The following is a 13,022-nucleotide window of genomic DNA, read 5'->3' as shown; positions in this document are numbered from 1 at the left end:
AAAAGACCAGCAGGTTCCGCAAGGCTCACCCACGGAGCGACGGGTGAGAACCGGCGAGACAAACAGGAGTTCAAGTGATCCAGCAGGAGTCGCGGCTCAAGGTCGCCGACAACACCGGTGCGAAGGAAGTCCTTTGCATCCGTGTTCTCGGTGGCTCGGGCCGCCGTTACGCGGGAATCGGCGACATCATCGTCGCCACGGTCAAGGACGCCATCCCCGGCGGCACCGTGAAGAAGGGCGATGTGGTCAAGGCCGTCATCGTCCGCACCGTCAAGGAGCGCCGTCGTCCCGACGGTTCCTACATCCGCTTCGACGAGAACGCCGCCGTCATCATCAAGGACAGCGGTGACCCCCGGGGCACCCGCATCTTCGGTCCCGTCGGACGTGAGCTGCGTGACAAGAAGTTCATGCGGATCATCTCGCTCGCGCCGGAGGTGTTGTAATGCCGAAGCTTCATGTGAAGAAGGGTGACCTCGTCCTGGTCATCGCCGGCAAGGACAAGGGTGCCAAGGGTCGTGTGATCGCCGCCCACCCGCGCGACGAGCGCGTGGTGGTCGAGGGCGTCAACATGGTCAAGAAGCACTCCAAGGAGACCAACCAGGGTCCGCGCGGCGCCAAGGCCGGTGGCGTGCAGACCATGGAGGCCCCCATCCACGTGAGCAACGTCAAGAAGCTCAAGGATGAGAAGCCCGCCAAGGACGACAAGCCCGCCAAGAAGGAGTCGGCCGAGGCCGCCTCCGAGGAGACGGGTGAGGACAACCGATGACCGCTAACACCACCGAGACCGGACAGCGGGCCCTCCCGCGCCTCAAGCAGCGTTACCGCGAAGAGATCATCGCGAAGCTGAACGAGCAGTTCGAGTTCGAGAACATCATGCTGGTGCCCACCATCACCAAGATCAAGGTGAACATGGGCGTCGGCGAGGCCGCGCGCGACTCGAAGCTCATCGAAGGCGCCGTCCGCGACCTCACCGTGATCACCGGCCAGAAGCCGGCGGTCGTCCGCGCCCGCAAGTCCATCGCCCAGTTCAAGCTGCGCGAGGGCATGCCGATCGGCGCGCACGTCACGCTGCGCGGTGACCGCATGTGGGAGTTCCTCGACCGGCTGCTCTCGCTGGCGCTGCCCCGCATCCGTGACTTCCGCGGTCTGTCGCCCAAGCAGTTCGACGGCAACGGGAACTACACCTTCGGTCTCACCGAGCAGGTCATGTTCCACGAGATCGACCAGGACAAGGTCGACCGCCAGCGTGGCATGGACATCACGGTCGTGACCACCGCTAAGACCGACGACCAGGGCCGGGCGCTGCTGAAGCAGCTCGGATTCCCGTTCAAGGAGGCCTGATCATGGCGAAGACGTCGCTCAAGGTCAAGGCTGCTCGCAAGGCCAAGTTCGAGGTCCGGGCGTACACTCGGTGCTCGCGCTGTGGTCGTCCCCGCGCCGTCTACAGGAAGTTCGGCCTGTGCCGCATCTGCTTCCGCGAGATGGCGCACCGGGGCGAGCTGCCCGGCATCACCAAGTCGAGCTGGTAGCCCTCCGCGCGGCCCCGTGAGCGATCACGGGCCCGCGCGCGGCACCGGCCGCACATAGATAGTCGTATTCACCGGGCGCCGATCACAGGCGCCCACGACCGCACCGTAGGTCCCCTGTGGAAACCGCGGTGAGGAAGGCCACCGGCCATGACGATGACCGACCCGATCGCAGACATGCTGACGCGTCTGCGAAACGCGAACTCGGCGTACCACGACAGCGTGGCGATGCCGTACTCGAAGATCAAGGCGCACATCGCCGAGATCCTCCAGCAGGAGGGTTACATCCAGTCCTGGAGCGTCGAAGACGCCAAGGTCGGAAAGAACCTCGTGGTGGAGCTGAAGTTCGGGCCGACCCGTGAGCGGTCCCTCGCGGGCCTGCGCCGGGTCTCCAAGCCCGGCCTGCGGGTCTATGCAAAGAAGGACAACCTGCCCCGAGTCCTGGGCGGACTGGGCGTCGCGATCATCTCGACGTCCGGCGGTCTCATGACGGACAAGCAGGCCGGCAAGCGTGGAGTGGGCGGGGAAGTCCTCGCCTTCGTTTGGTAAGAGGGGAGAACGAACAGCATGTCAAGAATCGGACGGCTGCCCATCCCCGTACCGAACGGAGTGGACGTCGCCATCGACGGCCGGGACGTCACGGTCAAGGGCCCCAAGGGCACGCTCTCACACACGGTCGCGGAACCGATCGCGATCGCGAAGGGTGACGACGGCAACCTGAACGTCACCCGTCCCAACGACGAGAACAAGGTCCGCGCGCTGCACGGCCTGTCTCGCACCCTGGTCGCCAACATGGTGACCGGTGTGACCCAGGGTTACTCGAAGACCCTGGAGATCGTGGGCGTCGGTTACCGCGTGCAGGCCAAGAGCCCGACTCAGCTCGAGTTCGCTCTCGGCTTCAGCCACCCGGTGATCGTCGACGCCCCCGAGGGTGTCACCTTCCGCGTCGAGAGGCCGACGCTGTTCCACGTGGACGGCATCGACAAGCAGAAGGTCGGCGAGATCGCCGCGAACATCCGCAAGTTGCGCAAGCCCGACCCGTACAAGGGCAAGGGCGTGCGCTACCAGGGTGAAGTTATCCGCCGCAAGGTCGGAAAGGCTGGTAAGTAGGCATGGCTGGCAAGACTGCGTTCGGCAAGCACACGGCCGCCCGCGCCGTCTCGCGGGCCCGCCGCCACGGCCGAGTCCGCAAGAAGGTGGCCGGTACGGCCACGCGTCCGCGCCTGGTCGTCAACCGCTCCACGAAGCACCTCTTCGTGCAGATCGTCGACGACACCCAGGGCCACACGCTGGTGAGCGCGTCCACCATGGACGCCTCCCTGCGCTCGGCGGAGGGCGCCAAGACCGACAAGGCCAAGCAGGTCGGCGAGCTTCTCGCTCAGCGGGCCAAGGCAGCCGGGATCACCGCGGTCGTGTTCGACCGGGGTGGCAACCGCTACGCGGGCCGCATCGCGGCGCTGGCGGACAGCGCACGCGAAGGCGGACTGGAGTTCTGATGACTCCGTCCCAGGATCGCAATCCAGGATCGCAACCGATGGCCCGTCTTACGAATGAGAAGAGGAACCACTAATGGCTGGAGCACCGCGTCGCGGTGGCGCCGCCGGTGGCGAGCGGCGTGACGGTCGTCGTGACGATCGCCGCGGTGGAAACGCTGACAAGGGCGTCTCGTACATCGAGCGCGTTGTGAAGATCAACCGAGTCGCCAAGGTCGTGAAGGGTGGTCGTCGCTTCAGCTTCACCGCCCTCGTCATCGTCGGTGACGGCAACGGCATGGTCGGCGTCGGCTACGGCAAGGCCAAGGAGGTGCCCGCGGCGATCGCCAAGGGTGTCGAAGAGGCCAAGAAGCACTTCTTCAAGGTGCCCCGCATCCAGGGCACCATCCCGCACATCGTGCAGGGGGAGGAGGCCGCGGGCGTCGTCTTCCTGCGCCCGGCCTCGCCCGGTACCGGCGTCATCGCCGGTGGCCCGGTGCGCGCCGTGCTGGAGTGCGCCGGTATCCACGACGTGCTGTCCAAGTCGCTCGGCTCGGACAACCCGATCAACATCGTGCATGCCACCGTGGCGGCCCTGAAGGGCCTCAGCCGCCCCGAGGAGATCGCGGCCCGCCGTGGCCTCCCGATCGAGGACGTCGCCCCCAAGAGGATGCTCAAGGCTCGCGCCGAGGGCCTCGCGGAGGCCGCGGCCGCGAAGGCGGTGAGCTAGTTCATGGCACGCCTGAAGATTACCCAGGTCCGTTCCAAGATCGGTGGCAAGCAGAACCAGCGTGACTCGCTGCGCTCGCTCGGTCTGAAGCGAATCGGCGACGTCGTCGTCAAGGAGGACCGCCCGGAGATCCGCGGCATGGTCACCGTGGTGACGCACCTCGTCACCGTGGAAGAGGTCGACTAGACATGGCAGAGAACACTCCGCTCCGCATCCACCACCTGCGTCCGGCCCCCGGCGCCAACAAGTCGAAGATCCGCAAGGGTCGCGGCGAGGCGTCCAAGGGCAAGACCGCGGGTCGTGGCACCAAGGGCACGAGGGCCAGGAACAAGGTCCCGCTCGGCTTCGAGGGTGGCCAGGTTCCGCTGCAGCGGCGCCTGCCCAAGTTCAAGGGCTTCTCGAACGCCCTGTTCAAGACGACCTACCAGGTCGTCAACCTCGACAGGCTCGGCGAGCTGTTCCCCGACGGTGGCGACGTCACCGTCGAGGCGCTCGTCGCCAAGGGCGCGGTTCGCAAGAACCAGCTCGTCAAGGTTTTGGGAACCGGTGACATCTCCGTGGCGTTGAACGTGGAGGCGCATGCCTTCTCGGCGAGCGCCAAGGATAAGATCGCCGCTGCCGGAGGCTCCGTCTCCGAGCTGTAGGCGCTATCATCACGCGGCGCGGGGGCTCGTAATGGGCTCCCGCGCCCGTAGTGCGTTAGAGTTCGCTGGACAGTGGGCCTCGACTCATTTCCTTGGGCTCATTGACTGGATATGGCAAAGATGGAACACCCCCGCACCATCGCTGACCGACCTCGCCTTTCAGGCGCGCAGGAGGGACCGTGCTGACCGCATTTACCCGAGCGTTCCGTACGCCGGACCTGCGTAAGAAGCTGCTCTTCACTTTGGGCATCATCGCGCTGTTCCGACTTGGGTCGGTCCTGCCGACTCCGGGTGTGCATACCGAGAACATCAGTCGTTGTCTCACCCAGGCGCAGGCGGGGGACGCGGGCAACATCTACGGAATGGTGCAGCTGTTCAGCGGCGGCGCCCTGCTGAAACTCTCCGTTTTCGCTCTCGGCATCATGCCGTACATCACCGCGAGCATCATTCTTCAGCTGCTCGTCGTGGTCATCCCGCGCCTGGAGGCCCTCAAGAAGGAGGGACAGGCCGGGCAGACCAAGATCACGCAGTACACACGTTACCTGACGGTCGGCCTGGCGGTCCTGCAATCGACCGCCTTCATCGCCCTGGCCCGCAGCGGCCAGCTGTTCCCGCAGTGCCGCGAGGAGATCCTCCTCGACAAGGACAACGTCTTCGCCATCGTCACGATGGTGCTGACCATGACCGCCGGCACCGCCGTCGTCATGTGGCTGGGCGAGCTGATCACCGATCGCGGCATCGGCAACGGCATGTCCATCCTGATCTTCACGCAGGTCATCGCGGTCTTCCCGTCCGAGCTGCTGAACATCGCCCGCCAGAAGGGCGGCTTCGTCTTCGCCGTGGTCATCGTCGTCGGTATCGCGATGATCGCCCTGGTCGTGATGGTGGAGCAGGCACAGCGCCGGATCCCGGTGCAGTACGCCAAGCGCATGGTCGGCCGCAGGATGTACGGCGGGACGTCGACCTACATCCCGCTGAAGGTCAACCAGGCCGGCATCATCCCGGTCATCTTCGCCTCCTCGCTGCTCTACCTCCCGCAGCTGATCACGACGCTCTTCACGAACACCCAGGAAGAGCCGCACCCGATCATCCAGTGGATCTCGCAGGAGTTCGGCGGCGGCGGGACCACCCCGACGTACATGATCACTTTCTTCCTGCTTATCGTCTTCTTCACGTACTTCTACGTGTCGATTACCTTCAACCCCGTTGAAGTCGCCGACAACATGAAGAAGTACGGTGGGTTCATCCCGGGCATCCGCCCGGGTCGCCCGACGGCTGAGTACTTGAACTACGTGCTCACGCGACTCACCGCTCCTGGCGCGCTGTATCTGGGCCTGATCTCCATGGTGCCGATCGTCGCGCTGGCGCTCGTCGGCGCGAGTCAGAACTTCCCGTTCGGAGGGACGAGCATTCTGATCATGGTTGGTGTCGGCCTTGACACCGTGAAGCAGATCGAGAGCCAGCTGCAGCAGCGCAACTATGAAGGCTTCCTGAAGTAGTGCGCCTCGTCCTGGTCGGGCCCCCCGGAGCGGGTAAGGGGACACAGGCCCAGTTCGTCGCATCGAACCTGTCGATCCCGAAGATTTCGACAGGGGACATCTTCCGCGCCAACGTCTCGGGCGGCACGGAGCTCGGCAAGCTTGCCAAGGAATACATGGACCGCGGCGACCTCGTGCCCGACGAGGTCACCATCGCGATGGTCCGCGACCGTCTCGCCGAGAACGACGCGCAGGACGGTTTCCTGCTCGACGGCTTCCCCAGGAACGTGCCGCAGGCCGAGATCCTGAAGAAGATCCTCGCTGAGCTCGAGGTCGGTCTGGACGTCGTCCTGGAGCTCGTGGTCGAAGACGAGGAGGTCGTCCGCAGGCTCGCGGGTCGCCGGACCTGCAGCCAGTGCGGCACCATCTGGCACGTCGACTTCGACGACAAGAAGGACGACATCTGCGACGCCTGTAACGGCCGGCTGTACCAGCGGGACGACGACAAGGAGACGACCGTCAGGCACCGCCTGGAGGTCTACCAGGAGCAGACGGCGCCTCTGGTCTCCTTCTACGCCGACGAGGGCATCCTGGTCGGCGTGGACGCCACCGGTCCGGTGGAAGAGGTCACCCAGCGCGCGATGGAGGCTCTGAACCCCTTCATCGACTAGCGAAGCGATAGCAGGTAGTGCACGCCACCCGTGGGTTTCCCATGGGTGGCGTGCTGTCATTTAGGGCAGAATCGGGGGAATTGGGGTCCCGAACCGCCCGTTGAACCCCCAGGGGGTGTGCACGTGTTCAAGAAGAACAAGCATGGAATCCAGATGAAGACGCCCGAGCAGGTGGACAAGATGCGGGCGGCCGGCCTCGTGGTCGGCCGTACCCTGCAGCTCCTGCGCGAGAGCGTCCAGCCGGGCATGACGCCCCTGGACCTCGACGCGATCGCGGAGAAGGCGATCAGGGACGAGGGGGCGATCCCCTCCTTCAAGGGCTACCAGGGTTTCCCCGCGACGATCTGCGCCTCGGTCAACCACGAGGTCGTCCACGGCATCCCGAGTGATCGCCGTCCGCTGGAGGAGGGCGACATCATCTCGATCGACTGCGGCGCCATCCTGGACGGCTGGCACGGCGACTCGGCCGTCACGGTCCCGGTGGGTGAGGTGGATCCCACGCTGACCGAGCTGATGAGGGTGACCGAGGAGGCCATGTGGCGGGGCATCGCCGCGCTCACCGTGGGCCGCCACCTGTCCGACATCGGGCACGAGGTGGAGAAGTACGTCCGCTCCCAGGGGCGCTACGGCATCCCGCAGGAGTACGGCGGCCACGGCATCGGCACCGAGATGCACATGGACCCGTGGGTGGCCAACCACGGCAAGCCGGGCCGGGGCCCGAAGTTCGAGCCGGGCATGTGCTTCGCCGTCGAGCCGATGGTCAACCTCGGGACGGACAGGACCAAGGTGCTGGCCGACGACTGGACCGTGGTCACGATCGACGGGAAGGTCTCCGCGCACTTCGAACACAGCGTCGCCGTGACACATAATGGTCCTTGGGTACTGACCGCCCTTGACGGGGGAAGAGAGCGGCTTGCCGACCTGTTGGGAGACGCGGGCTAGTCCGGGCCCGCCGGCGAGCGGATGTGGTTGACATGGCGGCTGGTCCGGAGATGCGAGCCTCCGACGGAGATCGCGACAAGGTCGCCTCGGTCCTGAGGGAGCACTACGCGCAGGGCCGCCTGACCACGGAGGAGTTCGACGAGCGCCTCGAACAGCTCTACACCAGCAAGACGTACGGCGAGCTCGCCGTGCTGACCTCCGATCTTCCCGACGTCGACCTGCGCCTGCTCCCAGAGGTCCCTTCCCGCGCCCCTGAGCGTGCCAGGGCGGGCGCGGGGAAGGAGGCGGGGAACAAGAAGCTGTCGGAGGCCTGGGCCGTCTGGGCGATGGCCAGCGGCGTCAACTGGATGATCTGGCTCATCATCGGGTTGACCGGCGACGACTTTCCCTATCCGTGGCCCCTGTGGGTCATGGGCCCCTGGGGCGTGGTGTTGCTGGTGTCGACGATCGCCGGCGGCCAGGGGCGGGAGAAGAACCGGTAATAGTGCACCCTGGGCGTTGAGTGTGCATTCCTCCACAGAAGGGCGCGTCGAATCTTCCTAACGTGAGCGGTGTCCGAACAGCGAGACCCCGTTTCACAGGAGGAAGATCCCATGAGCAAGATCCGTACAGCCCTGGTCGGAGCGGCCCTGGCGGGTTCGCTGGCCGCGGGTGTGGTCGCCGCCCCGTCGGCGATGGCCTCGGCCGGGTCCGCCGCCGCGGTCCAGGAGACCCAGGCGTCGAACAAGCACTTCTTCGGTCCGTACTACTCGGGCTTCGGCGGTGGCGAGAGCTTCGGCAAGCGCTCCTACTTCAAGGGCTACTGGACCAGCAGCGGCGGCCGCTACTGGTTCTACGGCGACCTGTTCGACCGTGACCGTGACCGTCAGCGCAGCTACGTGTGGTTCAAGTGGCACGACAGGTTCGGCTCGCACACCAAGGTGTTCAACACCTTCGGCAACTCCGGTTTCAACAAGTTCGGCGGGTTCAAGAAGAGCAGCGGCTTCGACGACTTCAAGATCCGGGTCTGCGAGGGCACCGACAGGTTCGACGACTGCGGCCGCTGGGGCGACGCCTTCTGAGGCCTTCCGGCGGCCGCCGGAAGGGAGGCCCGGTGAGGGCGGGGGGGCCTTTCAGCGGGAGGTGACCCTTTCGGCGGGACTTCGGCGGGACGTGACCGAGGAGTGTCGGGCGGGGAACGTCGATCGAGAAGTCTCGATCACGGAAAACCGGCCGACGAACGATGATCGATAAGGTTGGCCGAACAGGCCCCCCGGCGCCGGGTCGCCGGGGGGCCTTTCCGTGTCGCGGGTGCGACGGGACGCGGCGGGCGGTAGACGGGCCCGATCGGGGCGGGGAGCGACGGCCCGACCCGGTCGGCCCCGCCGCCGCGATGCTGGCCTGACCTGGCCGGACATGCCACAATGGGGGCACGAGTATTCGCACGTCGAGCCGTCTCGCCCGTCCCGCTCGGGATCTGCGGTATCCTTTGTAGCGGTTGTGTCAAGGTGCCGGCCGTGTGTTTCGCATTTCCTCGCCCGGTGCCGTACACTCCTTCTTCGGTTCACTATGACCATTGCGCATCGGCGGTGTCGCAACCGCCGCTCTCATCGAAGCGCTGGGTCGCGGCTGCTTAGTGTTCCGAAGCCTCAGACGACCGATCAGTGAAACGCGAGGGACATGGCCAAGAAAGACGGCGCCATCGAGATCGAGGGCACTGTGGTTGAGTCGCTCCCGAACGCGATGTTCCGGGTGCAACTCGACAACGGCCATAAGGTCCTGGCCCACATCAGCGGGCGGATGCGGATGCACTACATCCGGATCCTTCCTGACGACAGGGTTGTCGTCGAACTGAGCCCCTACGACCTCAGTCGTGGGCGGATCGTCTACCGATACAAGTAAGCGCGTCTGAGGGACGAATAGGACTATGAAGGTCAAGCCGAGCGTCAAGAAGATCTGTGACAAGTGCAAGGTGATTCGCCGGCACGGTCGCGTCATGGTGATCTGCGACAACCTGCGCCACAAGCAGCGTCAGGGTTAGTCGCTCCAAACAAGGCCCCGTAAGAGTCCGCTCCAAGAGGCGGACTCGATCCATGTGGGGCTTTCACGTAATCGTGTCTCACACCTGCGCAGGCGGCTCGCGCCGTACCCCGCAGGAGACCCCCGGTCGGAGGCCGGGGCCCTCACCCCGGGCATGGGGAGGGGAAGTGAGGCGCAGGACCTCCGCCACAACGAAGGAGAATGCCCGACCATGGCTCGCCTGGTTGGTGTAGACCTCCCCCGCGACAAGCGGCTGGAGATCGCTCTCACCTACATTTTCGGAATCGGCCGCACCCGTGCGCTCGAAACCCTCAAGGCCACCGGCGTCAGCGGTGACCTGCGGGTTCACCAGCTGACCGACGAAGAGCTGGTGCCGCTGCGCGACTACATCGAGGCGAACTACAAGATCGAGGGTGACCTCCGTCGCGAAGTTCAGGCCGACATCCGTCGCAAGATCGAGATTCAGTGCTACCAGGGCATCCGGCACCGCCGTGGCCTTCCCGTGCACGGTCAGCGTACGCAGACCAACGCGCGCACCCGTAAGGGCAAGAAGAAGACCGTGGCCGGCAAGAAGAAGCCCGGTAAGAAGTAGTCCGCGTAGCCGCAGGACCGAAGACCTCAGGAGTGAAGGCAAAGAATGCCTCCTAAGAGCCGCCAGGGCGCACCCAAGAAGGTGCGTCGCAAGGAAAAGAAGAACGTCGCTCACGGGCACGCCCACATCAAGAGCACGTTCAACAACACGATCGTCTCGATCACCGACCCGAGTGGGAACGTGATCTCCTGGGCCAGCGCCGGCCACGTCGGGTTCAAGGGCTCCCGTAAGTCCACCCCGTTCGCGGCGCAGATGGCCGCGGAGAACGCCGCCCGCCGCGCCATGGAGCACGGCATGCGCAAGGTCGACGTCTTCGTCAAGGGCCCCGGCTCCGGCCGTGAGACCGCGATCCGGTCGCTGCAGGCGACCGGCCTCGAGGTCGGGTCCATCCAGGACGTCACCCCCGTGCCGCACAACGGCTGCCGCCCGCCCAAGCGCCGCCGCGTCTGACGCCCAGGAGAAGATAGAAAATGGCTCGTTACACGGGTGCGGACTGCAAGCTCTGCCGCAGGGAGAAGACCAAGCTCTTCCTCAAGGGCAAGAAGTGCGAGTCCGCGAAGTGCCCCATCGAGATCCGTCCTTACCCGCCGGGTGAGCACGGCCGCGGCCGTCCCAAGGAGTCTGAGTACCAGCTCCAGCTTCGTGAGAAGCAGAAGACCCGCCGCATCTACGGCGTCCTCGAGAAGCAGTTCCACAACTACTACGAGGAAGCCAACCGCAAGACCGGCAAGACCGGCGAGAACCTCCTCCAGATCCTGGAGAGCCGTCTCGACAACGTGGTCTACCGCGCCGGTTTCGCGGAGTCGCGCGACGCCGCCCGCCAGCAGGTCCGTCACGGGCACATCCTGGTGAACGGCAAGAAGGTCGACATCCCGTCGTACCGCGTGCGCGAGCACGACATCGTCGAGGTCCGCGAGAAGTCGCGCAACCTCCTGCCCTACGAGGTGGCCCGCGCCACCGCCGGTGACAAGACGTACCCGGCGTGGCTGGGCGTCGTCCCGGACGCGCTGCGCGTCCTGGTCCACCAGCTCCCGGTCCGTCAGCAGATCGACACCCAGGTCCAGGAGCAGCTGATCGTCGAGCTCTACTCCAAGTAGCGGCTCCTCAGGTGCCGTGCGGCGATTCGCCGTACGGCACCTATGCTGTTGTTCGAGCGGCGTCAAATAGCGGGCGTCGCCACGCAAGGGAGATTTTCACATGCTGATCGCTCAGCGTCCCTCCCTCCTTGAGGAATCCCTTGAGGAGACCCGGTCCAAGTTCATCATCGAGCCGCTGGAGCCGGGGTTCGGCTACACCATCGGCAACTCGCTGCGCCGCACGCTGCTGTCGTCCATCCCGGGCGCGGCCGTGACCAGCATCCGCATCGAGGGCGTGCTGCACGAGTTCACCACCGTGCCGGGCGTCAAGGAGGATGTCACCGACATCATCCTGAACCTCAAGGACCTGGTCGTCTCCTCCGAGCACGACGAGCCCGTGGTGATGTACCTGCGCAAGCAGGGCCCCGGTGACGTCACCGCCGCCGACATCGCGCCCCCGGCCGGTGTCGAGGTGCACAACCCCGAGCTGCGCATCGCCACCCTGAACGGCAAGGCGAAGCTGGAGATGGAGCTGACCGTCGAGCGCGGTCGCGGCTACGTCTCCGCCGCGCAGAACAAGCAGCCGGGCCAGGAGATCGGCCGCATCCCGATCGACTCCATCTACTCCCCGGTGCTCAAGGTCACCTACAAGGTCGAGGCGACCCGAGTCGAGCAGCGCACCGACTTCGACCGTCTGATCCTGGACGTCGAGACCAAGCCGTGCATGAAGCCCCGCGACGCGGTGGCCTCCGCCGGTAAGACCCTCGTCGAGCTGTTCGGTCTCGCCCGCGAGCTGAACGTCGAGGCCGAGGGCATCGACATCGGCCCGTCGCCGACGGACGCGGCCCTCGCCGCCGACCTGGCGCTGCCGATCGAGGAGCTGAACCTCACGGTCCGCTCCTACAACTGCCTCAAGCGCGAGGGCATCCACACCGTGGGTGAGCTCGTGGCCCGCAGCGAGCAGGACCTTCTCGACATAAGAAACTTCGGTGCCAAGTCCATCGAAGAGGTCAAGCAGAAGCTGCACGAGATGACGCTCGCGCTCAAGGACTCCCCGCCCGGGTTCGACCCGAGCGCGGTGGCCGGCGGCGGCTACGACGACGACGACAGCGCCTACGCCGAGACCGAGCAGTACTGAGTCCCGGGACGCCTCATGGCGTTCCGTGACACCGGGTGACTCACCGTCACGTCGTGTGTCACCGAGTTTCACGATGACGGGGGCCCTTCCGGCCCCCGGCCCGACCCCGGTACCTCGTACGGCCGGGGCGGGTTTACTCCCAAGGAGAACGTTATGCCTAGGCCCACCAAGGGTGCCCGTCTCGGCGGCAGCCCGGCCCACGAGCGGCTGATCCTGGCGAACCTCGCCACCCAGCTGTTCCAGCACGGCCGGATCAAGACCACCGAGGCAAAGGCGAAGCGTCTGCGTCCGGTGGCGGAGAAGCTGATCACCAAGGCGAAGAAGGGCGACATGCACAACCGTCGCCAGGTGCTGACGATCGTCAAGGACAAGGGCGTCGTCCACCACCTCTTCACCGAGATCGCCCCGACCTTCGCCGAGCGTCCCGGTGGCTACACCCGGATCACCAAGATCGGCCTCCGCAAGGGCGACGCCGCCCCCATGGCCGTGATCGAGCTGGTGTCCGAGCCGCTGAACACGGTCAAGGTCGGCCAGACCCCGGCCGCCGCCCAGGCCACCGCGCCCAAGGCGGAGGAGACCAAGGCGGAGGAGGCCAAGGTCGAGAAGACCGAGGCCGACGAGGCCAAGGCCGAGACCACCGAGGAGACGAAGGCCTCCGAGGAGACGACCGAGGCTCCCGCCGAGGAGACCGAGGCCAAGAAGGACAACGCCTGATCTCCCAGGCCCCGTGAACG

At 65.8% G+C, this 13,022-nt stretch carries 22 protein-coding genes; all 22 read left to right on the top strand.

Translation table 11 applies throughout. The annotated features are described in order from the left end of the window. The first annotated feature begins 74 nt into the window (after positions 1–74). The 22 genes from rplN to rplQ all read left to right on the top strand — a co-directional run bounded on the left by rplN (position 75) and on the right by rplQ (position 13,002). Positions 75–443 (top strand): 50S ribosomal protein L14, encoded by a 369-nt coding sequence (gene rplN, locus ABD817_RS00750; RefSeq protein ID WP_012887841.1) that lies wholly within the window; start codon positions 75–77, stop codon positions 441–443. Further along, complete coding sequence (rplX, locus tag ABD817_RS00745; RefSeq protein WP_344913783.1) at positions 443–766, top strand: 50S ribosomal protein L24; 324 nt, start codon at positions 443–445, stop codon at positions 764–766. Before rplN ends, rplX begins: the two co-directional genes overlap by 1 nt. Further along, positions 763–1,341 carry a 50S ribosomal protein L5 gene (gene rplE, locus ABD817_RS00740; protein ID WP_329089947.1) on the top strand — a complete coding sequence of 193 codons (579 nt, stop codon included), beginning with the start codon at positions 763–765 and terminating at the stop codon, positions 1,339–1,341. The genes rplX and rplE overlap by 4 nt, the downstream gene beginning before the upstream one ends. Positions 1,342–1,343: 2 nt before the next feature. Further along, positions 1,344–1,529 (top strand): type Z 30S ribosomal protein S14, encoded by a 186-nt coding sequence (locus tag ABD817_RS00735; RefSeq protein WP_012887844.1) that lies wholly within the window; start codon positions 1,344–1,346, stop codon positions 1,527–1,529. 147 nt (positions 1,530–1,676) lie between these two features. Continuing rightward, complete coding sequence (gene rpsH, locus ABD817_RS00730) at positions 1,677–2,075, top strand: 30S ribosomal protein S8 (RefSeq protein WP_329089949.1); 399 nt, start codon at positions 1,677–1,679, stop codon at positions 2,073–2,075. 18 nt (positions 2,076–2,093) lie between these two features. Then, entirely contained in the window at positions 2,094–2,636 is a 543-nt protein-coding gene (gene rplF / locus ABD817_RS00725; RefSeq protein WP_344746701.1) for a 50S ribosomal protein L6, read from the top strand. Positions 2,637–2,638: 2 nt separating this feature from the next. Continuing rightward, positions 2,639–3,022, top strand: coding sequence for a 50S ribosomal protein L18 (rplR, locus tag ABD817_RS00720; protein WP_344913778.1), 384 nt, complete (start codon positions 2,639–2,641; stop codon positions 3,020–3,022). A gap of 73 nt (positions 3,023–3,095) precedes the next feature. After that, positions 3,096–3,728, top strand: coding sequence for a 30S ribosomal protein S5 (rpsE, locus tag ABD817_RS00715; RefSeq protein ID WP_329089955.1), 633 nt, complete (start codon positions 3,096–3,098; stop codon positions 3,726–3,728). A gap of 3 nt (positions 3,729–3,731) precedes the next feature. Further along, positions 3,732–3,914 (top strand): 50S ribosomal protein L30, encoded by a 183-nt coding sequence (gene rpmD, locus ABD817_RS00710; protein WP_012887849.1) that lies wholly within the window; start codon positions 3,732–3,734, stop codon positions 3,912–3,914. A 2-nt stretch (positions 3,915–3,916) separates the two neighbouring features. Beyond that, entirely contained in the window at positions 3,917–4,372 is a 456-nt protein-coding gene (rplO, locus tag ABD817_RS00705; RefSeq protein WP_344913775.1) for a 50S ribosomal protein L15, read from the top strand. Between the two features lie 179 nt (positions 4,373–4,551). Further along, positions 4,552–5,871, top strand: a complete 1,320-nt coding sequence (secY, locus tag ABD817_RS00700) for a preprotein translocase subunit SecY (RefSeq protein ID WP_344913772.1) — start codon at positions 4,552–4,554, stop codon at positions 5,869–5,871. After that, entirely contained in the window at positions 5,871–6,521 is a 651-nt protein-coding gene (locus ABD817_RS00695) for an adenylate kinase (RefSeq protein WP_344913769.1), read from the top strand. The genes secY and ABD817_RS00695 overlap by 1 nt, the downstream gene beginning before the upstream one ends. 123 nt (positions 6,522–6,644) lie before the next feature. Beyond that, positions 6,645–7,463, top strand: a complete 819-nt coding sequence (map, locus tag ABD817_RS00690) for a type I methionyl aminopeptidase (RefSeq protein ID WP_344913766.1) — start codon at positions 6,645–6,647, stop codon at positions 7,461–7,463. Positions 7,464–7,495: 32 nt separating this feature from the next. Continuing rightward, entirely contained in the window at positions 7,496–7,945 is a 450-nt protein-coding gene (locus ABD817_RS00685; RefSeq protein ID WP_344913763.1) for a DUF1707 SHOCT-like domain-containing protein, read from the top strand. 111 nt (positions 7,946–8,056) lie between these two features. After that, the gene (locus tag ABD817_RS00680) at positions 8,057–8,524 is read left to right on the top strand and encodes a hypothetical protein (RefSeq protein WP_344913762.1); all 468 of its coding nucleotides are present in this window, start codon (positions 8,057–8,059) and stop codon (positions 8,522–8,524) included. Positions 8,525–9,122: 598 nt separating this feature from the next. Next, positions 9,123–9,344 (top strand): translation initiation factor IF-1, encoded by a 222-nt coding sequence (gene infA, locus ABD817_RS00675; RefSeq protein WP_012887858.1) that lies wholly within the window; start codon positions 9,123–9,125, stop codon positions 9,342–9,344. Between the two features lie 25 nt (positions 9,345–9,369). Beyond that, on the top strand, positions 9,370–9,483 hold the full coding sequence (rpmJ, locus tag ABD817_RS00670; protein ID WP_003956441.1) for a 50S ribosomal protein L36: 114 nt from the start codon (positions 9,370–9,372) through the stop codon (positions 9,481–9,483). A 210-nt stretch (positions 9,484–9,693) separates the two neighbouring features. Then, positions 9,694–10,074, top strand: a complete 381-nt coding sequence (gene rpsM, locus ABD817_RS00665) for a 30S ribosomal protein S13 (protein WP_344913759.1) — start codon at positions 9,694–9,696, stop codon at positions 10,072–10,074. Positions 10,075–10,119: 45 nt separating this feature from the next. After that, positions 10,120–10,524, top strand: coding sequence for a 30S ribosomal protein S11 (gene rpsK, locus ABD817_RS00660; RefSeq protein ID WP_012887860.1), 405 nt, complete (start codon positions 10,120–10,122; stop codon positions 10,522–10,524). 20 nt (positions 10,525–10,544) lie between these two features. Beyond that, on the top strand, positions 10,545–11,171 hold the full coding sequence (rpsD, locus tag ABD817_RS00655) for a 30S ribosomal protein S4 (RefSeq protein WP_030912875.1): 627 nt from the start codon (positions 10,545–10,547) through the stop codon (positions 11,169–11,171). A gap of 100 nt (positions 11,172–11,271) precedes the next feature. After that, positions 11,272–12,288 carry a DNA-directed RNA polymerase subunit alpha gene (locus tag ABD817_RS00650; RefSeq protein ID WP_344913756.1) on the top strand — a complete coding sequence of 339 codons (1,017 nt, stop codon included), beginning with the start codon at positions 11,272–11,274 and terminating at the stop codon, positions 12,286–12,288. A gap of 153 nt (positions 12,289–12,441) precedes the next feature. Next, positions 12,442–13,002 carry a 50S ribosomal protein L17 gene (rplQ, locus tag ABD817_RS00645; RefSeq protein WP_344913753.1) on the top strand — a complete coding sequence of 187 codons (561 nt, stop codon included), beginning with the start codon at positions 12,442–12,444 and terminating at the stop codon, positions 13,000–13,002. Positions 13,003–13,022: the final 20 nt, after the last annotated feature.

The organism is Streptosporangium oxazolinicum (genome assembly GCF_039537505.1).
GTDB lineage: Bacteria > Actinomycetota > Actinomycetes > Streptosporangiales > Streptosporangiaceae > Streptosporangium > Streptosporangium oxazolinicum.
The sequence above is the reverse complement of the archived record's forward strand: the minus strand, read 5'-3'. Positions and strand labels throughout refer to the sequence as shown.

Bases quoted from the DNA above. Each gene is read 5' to 3' on its own strand.
- rplO (WP_344913775.1), top strand. From the start codon at position 3,917: ATGGCAGAGAACACTCCGCTCCGCATCCACCACCTGCGTCCGGCCCCC.
- rplQ (WP_344913753.1), top strand. From the start codon at position 12,442: ATGCCTAGGCCCACCAAGGGTGCCCGTCTCGGCGGCAGCCCGGCCCAC.
- rpmD (WP_012887849.1), top strand. From the start codon at position 3,732: ATGGCACGCCTGAAGATTACCCAGGTCCGTTCCAAGATCGGTGGCAAG.
- rpsH (WP_329089949.1), top strand. From the start codon at position 1,677: ATGACGATGACCGACCCGATCGCAGACATGCTGACGCGTCTGCGAAAC.
- ABD817_RS00735 (WP_012887844.1), top strand. From the start codon at position 1,344: ATGGCGAAGACGTCGCTCAAGGTCAAGGCTGCTCGCAAGGCCAAGTTC.
- rpsE (WP_329089955.1), top strand. From the start codon at position 3,096: ATGGCTGGAGCACCGCGTCGCGGTGGCGCCGCCGGTGGCGAGCGGCGT.
- rplR (WP_344913778.1), top strand. From the start codon at position 2,639: ATGGCTGGCAAGACTGCGTTCGGCAAGCACACGGCCGCCCGCGCCGTC.
- rpsD (WP_030912875.1), top strand. From the start codon at position 10,545: ATGGCTCGTTACACGGGTGCGGACTGCAAGCTCTGCCGCAGGGAGAAG.
- ABD817_RS00685 (WP_344913763.1), top strand. From the start codon at position 7,496: ATGGCGGCTGGTCCGGAGATGCGAGCCTCCGACGGAGATCGCGACAAG.
- rplE (WP_329089947.1), top strand. From the start codon at position 763: ATGACCGCTAACACCACCGAGACCGGACAGCGGGCCCTCCCGCGCCTC.
- rplX (WP_344913783.1), top strand. From the start codon at position 443: ATGCCGAAGCTTCATGTGAAGAAGGGTGACCTCGTCCTGGTCATCGCC.
- rpsM (WP_344913759.1), top strand. From the start codon at position 9,694: ATGGCTCGCCTGGTTGGTGTAGACCTCCCCCGCGACAAGCGGCTGGAG.
- rpmJ (WP_003956441.1), top strand. From the start codon at position 9,370: ATGAAGGTCAAGCCGAGCGTCAAGAAGATCTGTGACAAGTGCAAGGTG.
- ABD817_RS00680 (WP_344913762.1), top strand. From the start codon at position 8,057: ATGAGCAAGATCCGTACAGCCCTGGTCGGAGCGGCCCTGGCGGGTTCG.
- infA (WP_012887858.1), top strand. From the start codon at position 9,123: ATGGCCAAGAAAGACGGCGCCATCGAGATCGAGGGCACTGTGGTTGAG.
- rplF (WP_344746701.1), top strand. From the start codon at position 2,094: ATGTCAAGAATCGGACGGCTGCCCATCCCCGTACCGAACGGAGTGGAC.
- ABD817_RS00650 (WP_344913756.1), top strand. From the start codon at position 11,272: ATGCTGATCGCTCAGCGTCCCTCCCTCCTTGAGGAATCCCTTGAGGAG.
- rpsK (WP_012887860.1), top strand. From the start codon at position 10,120: ATGCCTCCTAAGAGCCGCCAGGGCGCACCCAAGAAGGTGCGTCGCAAG.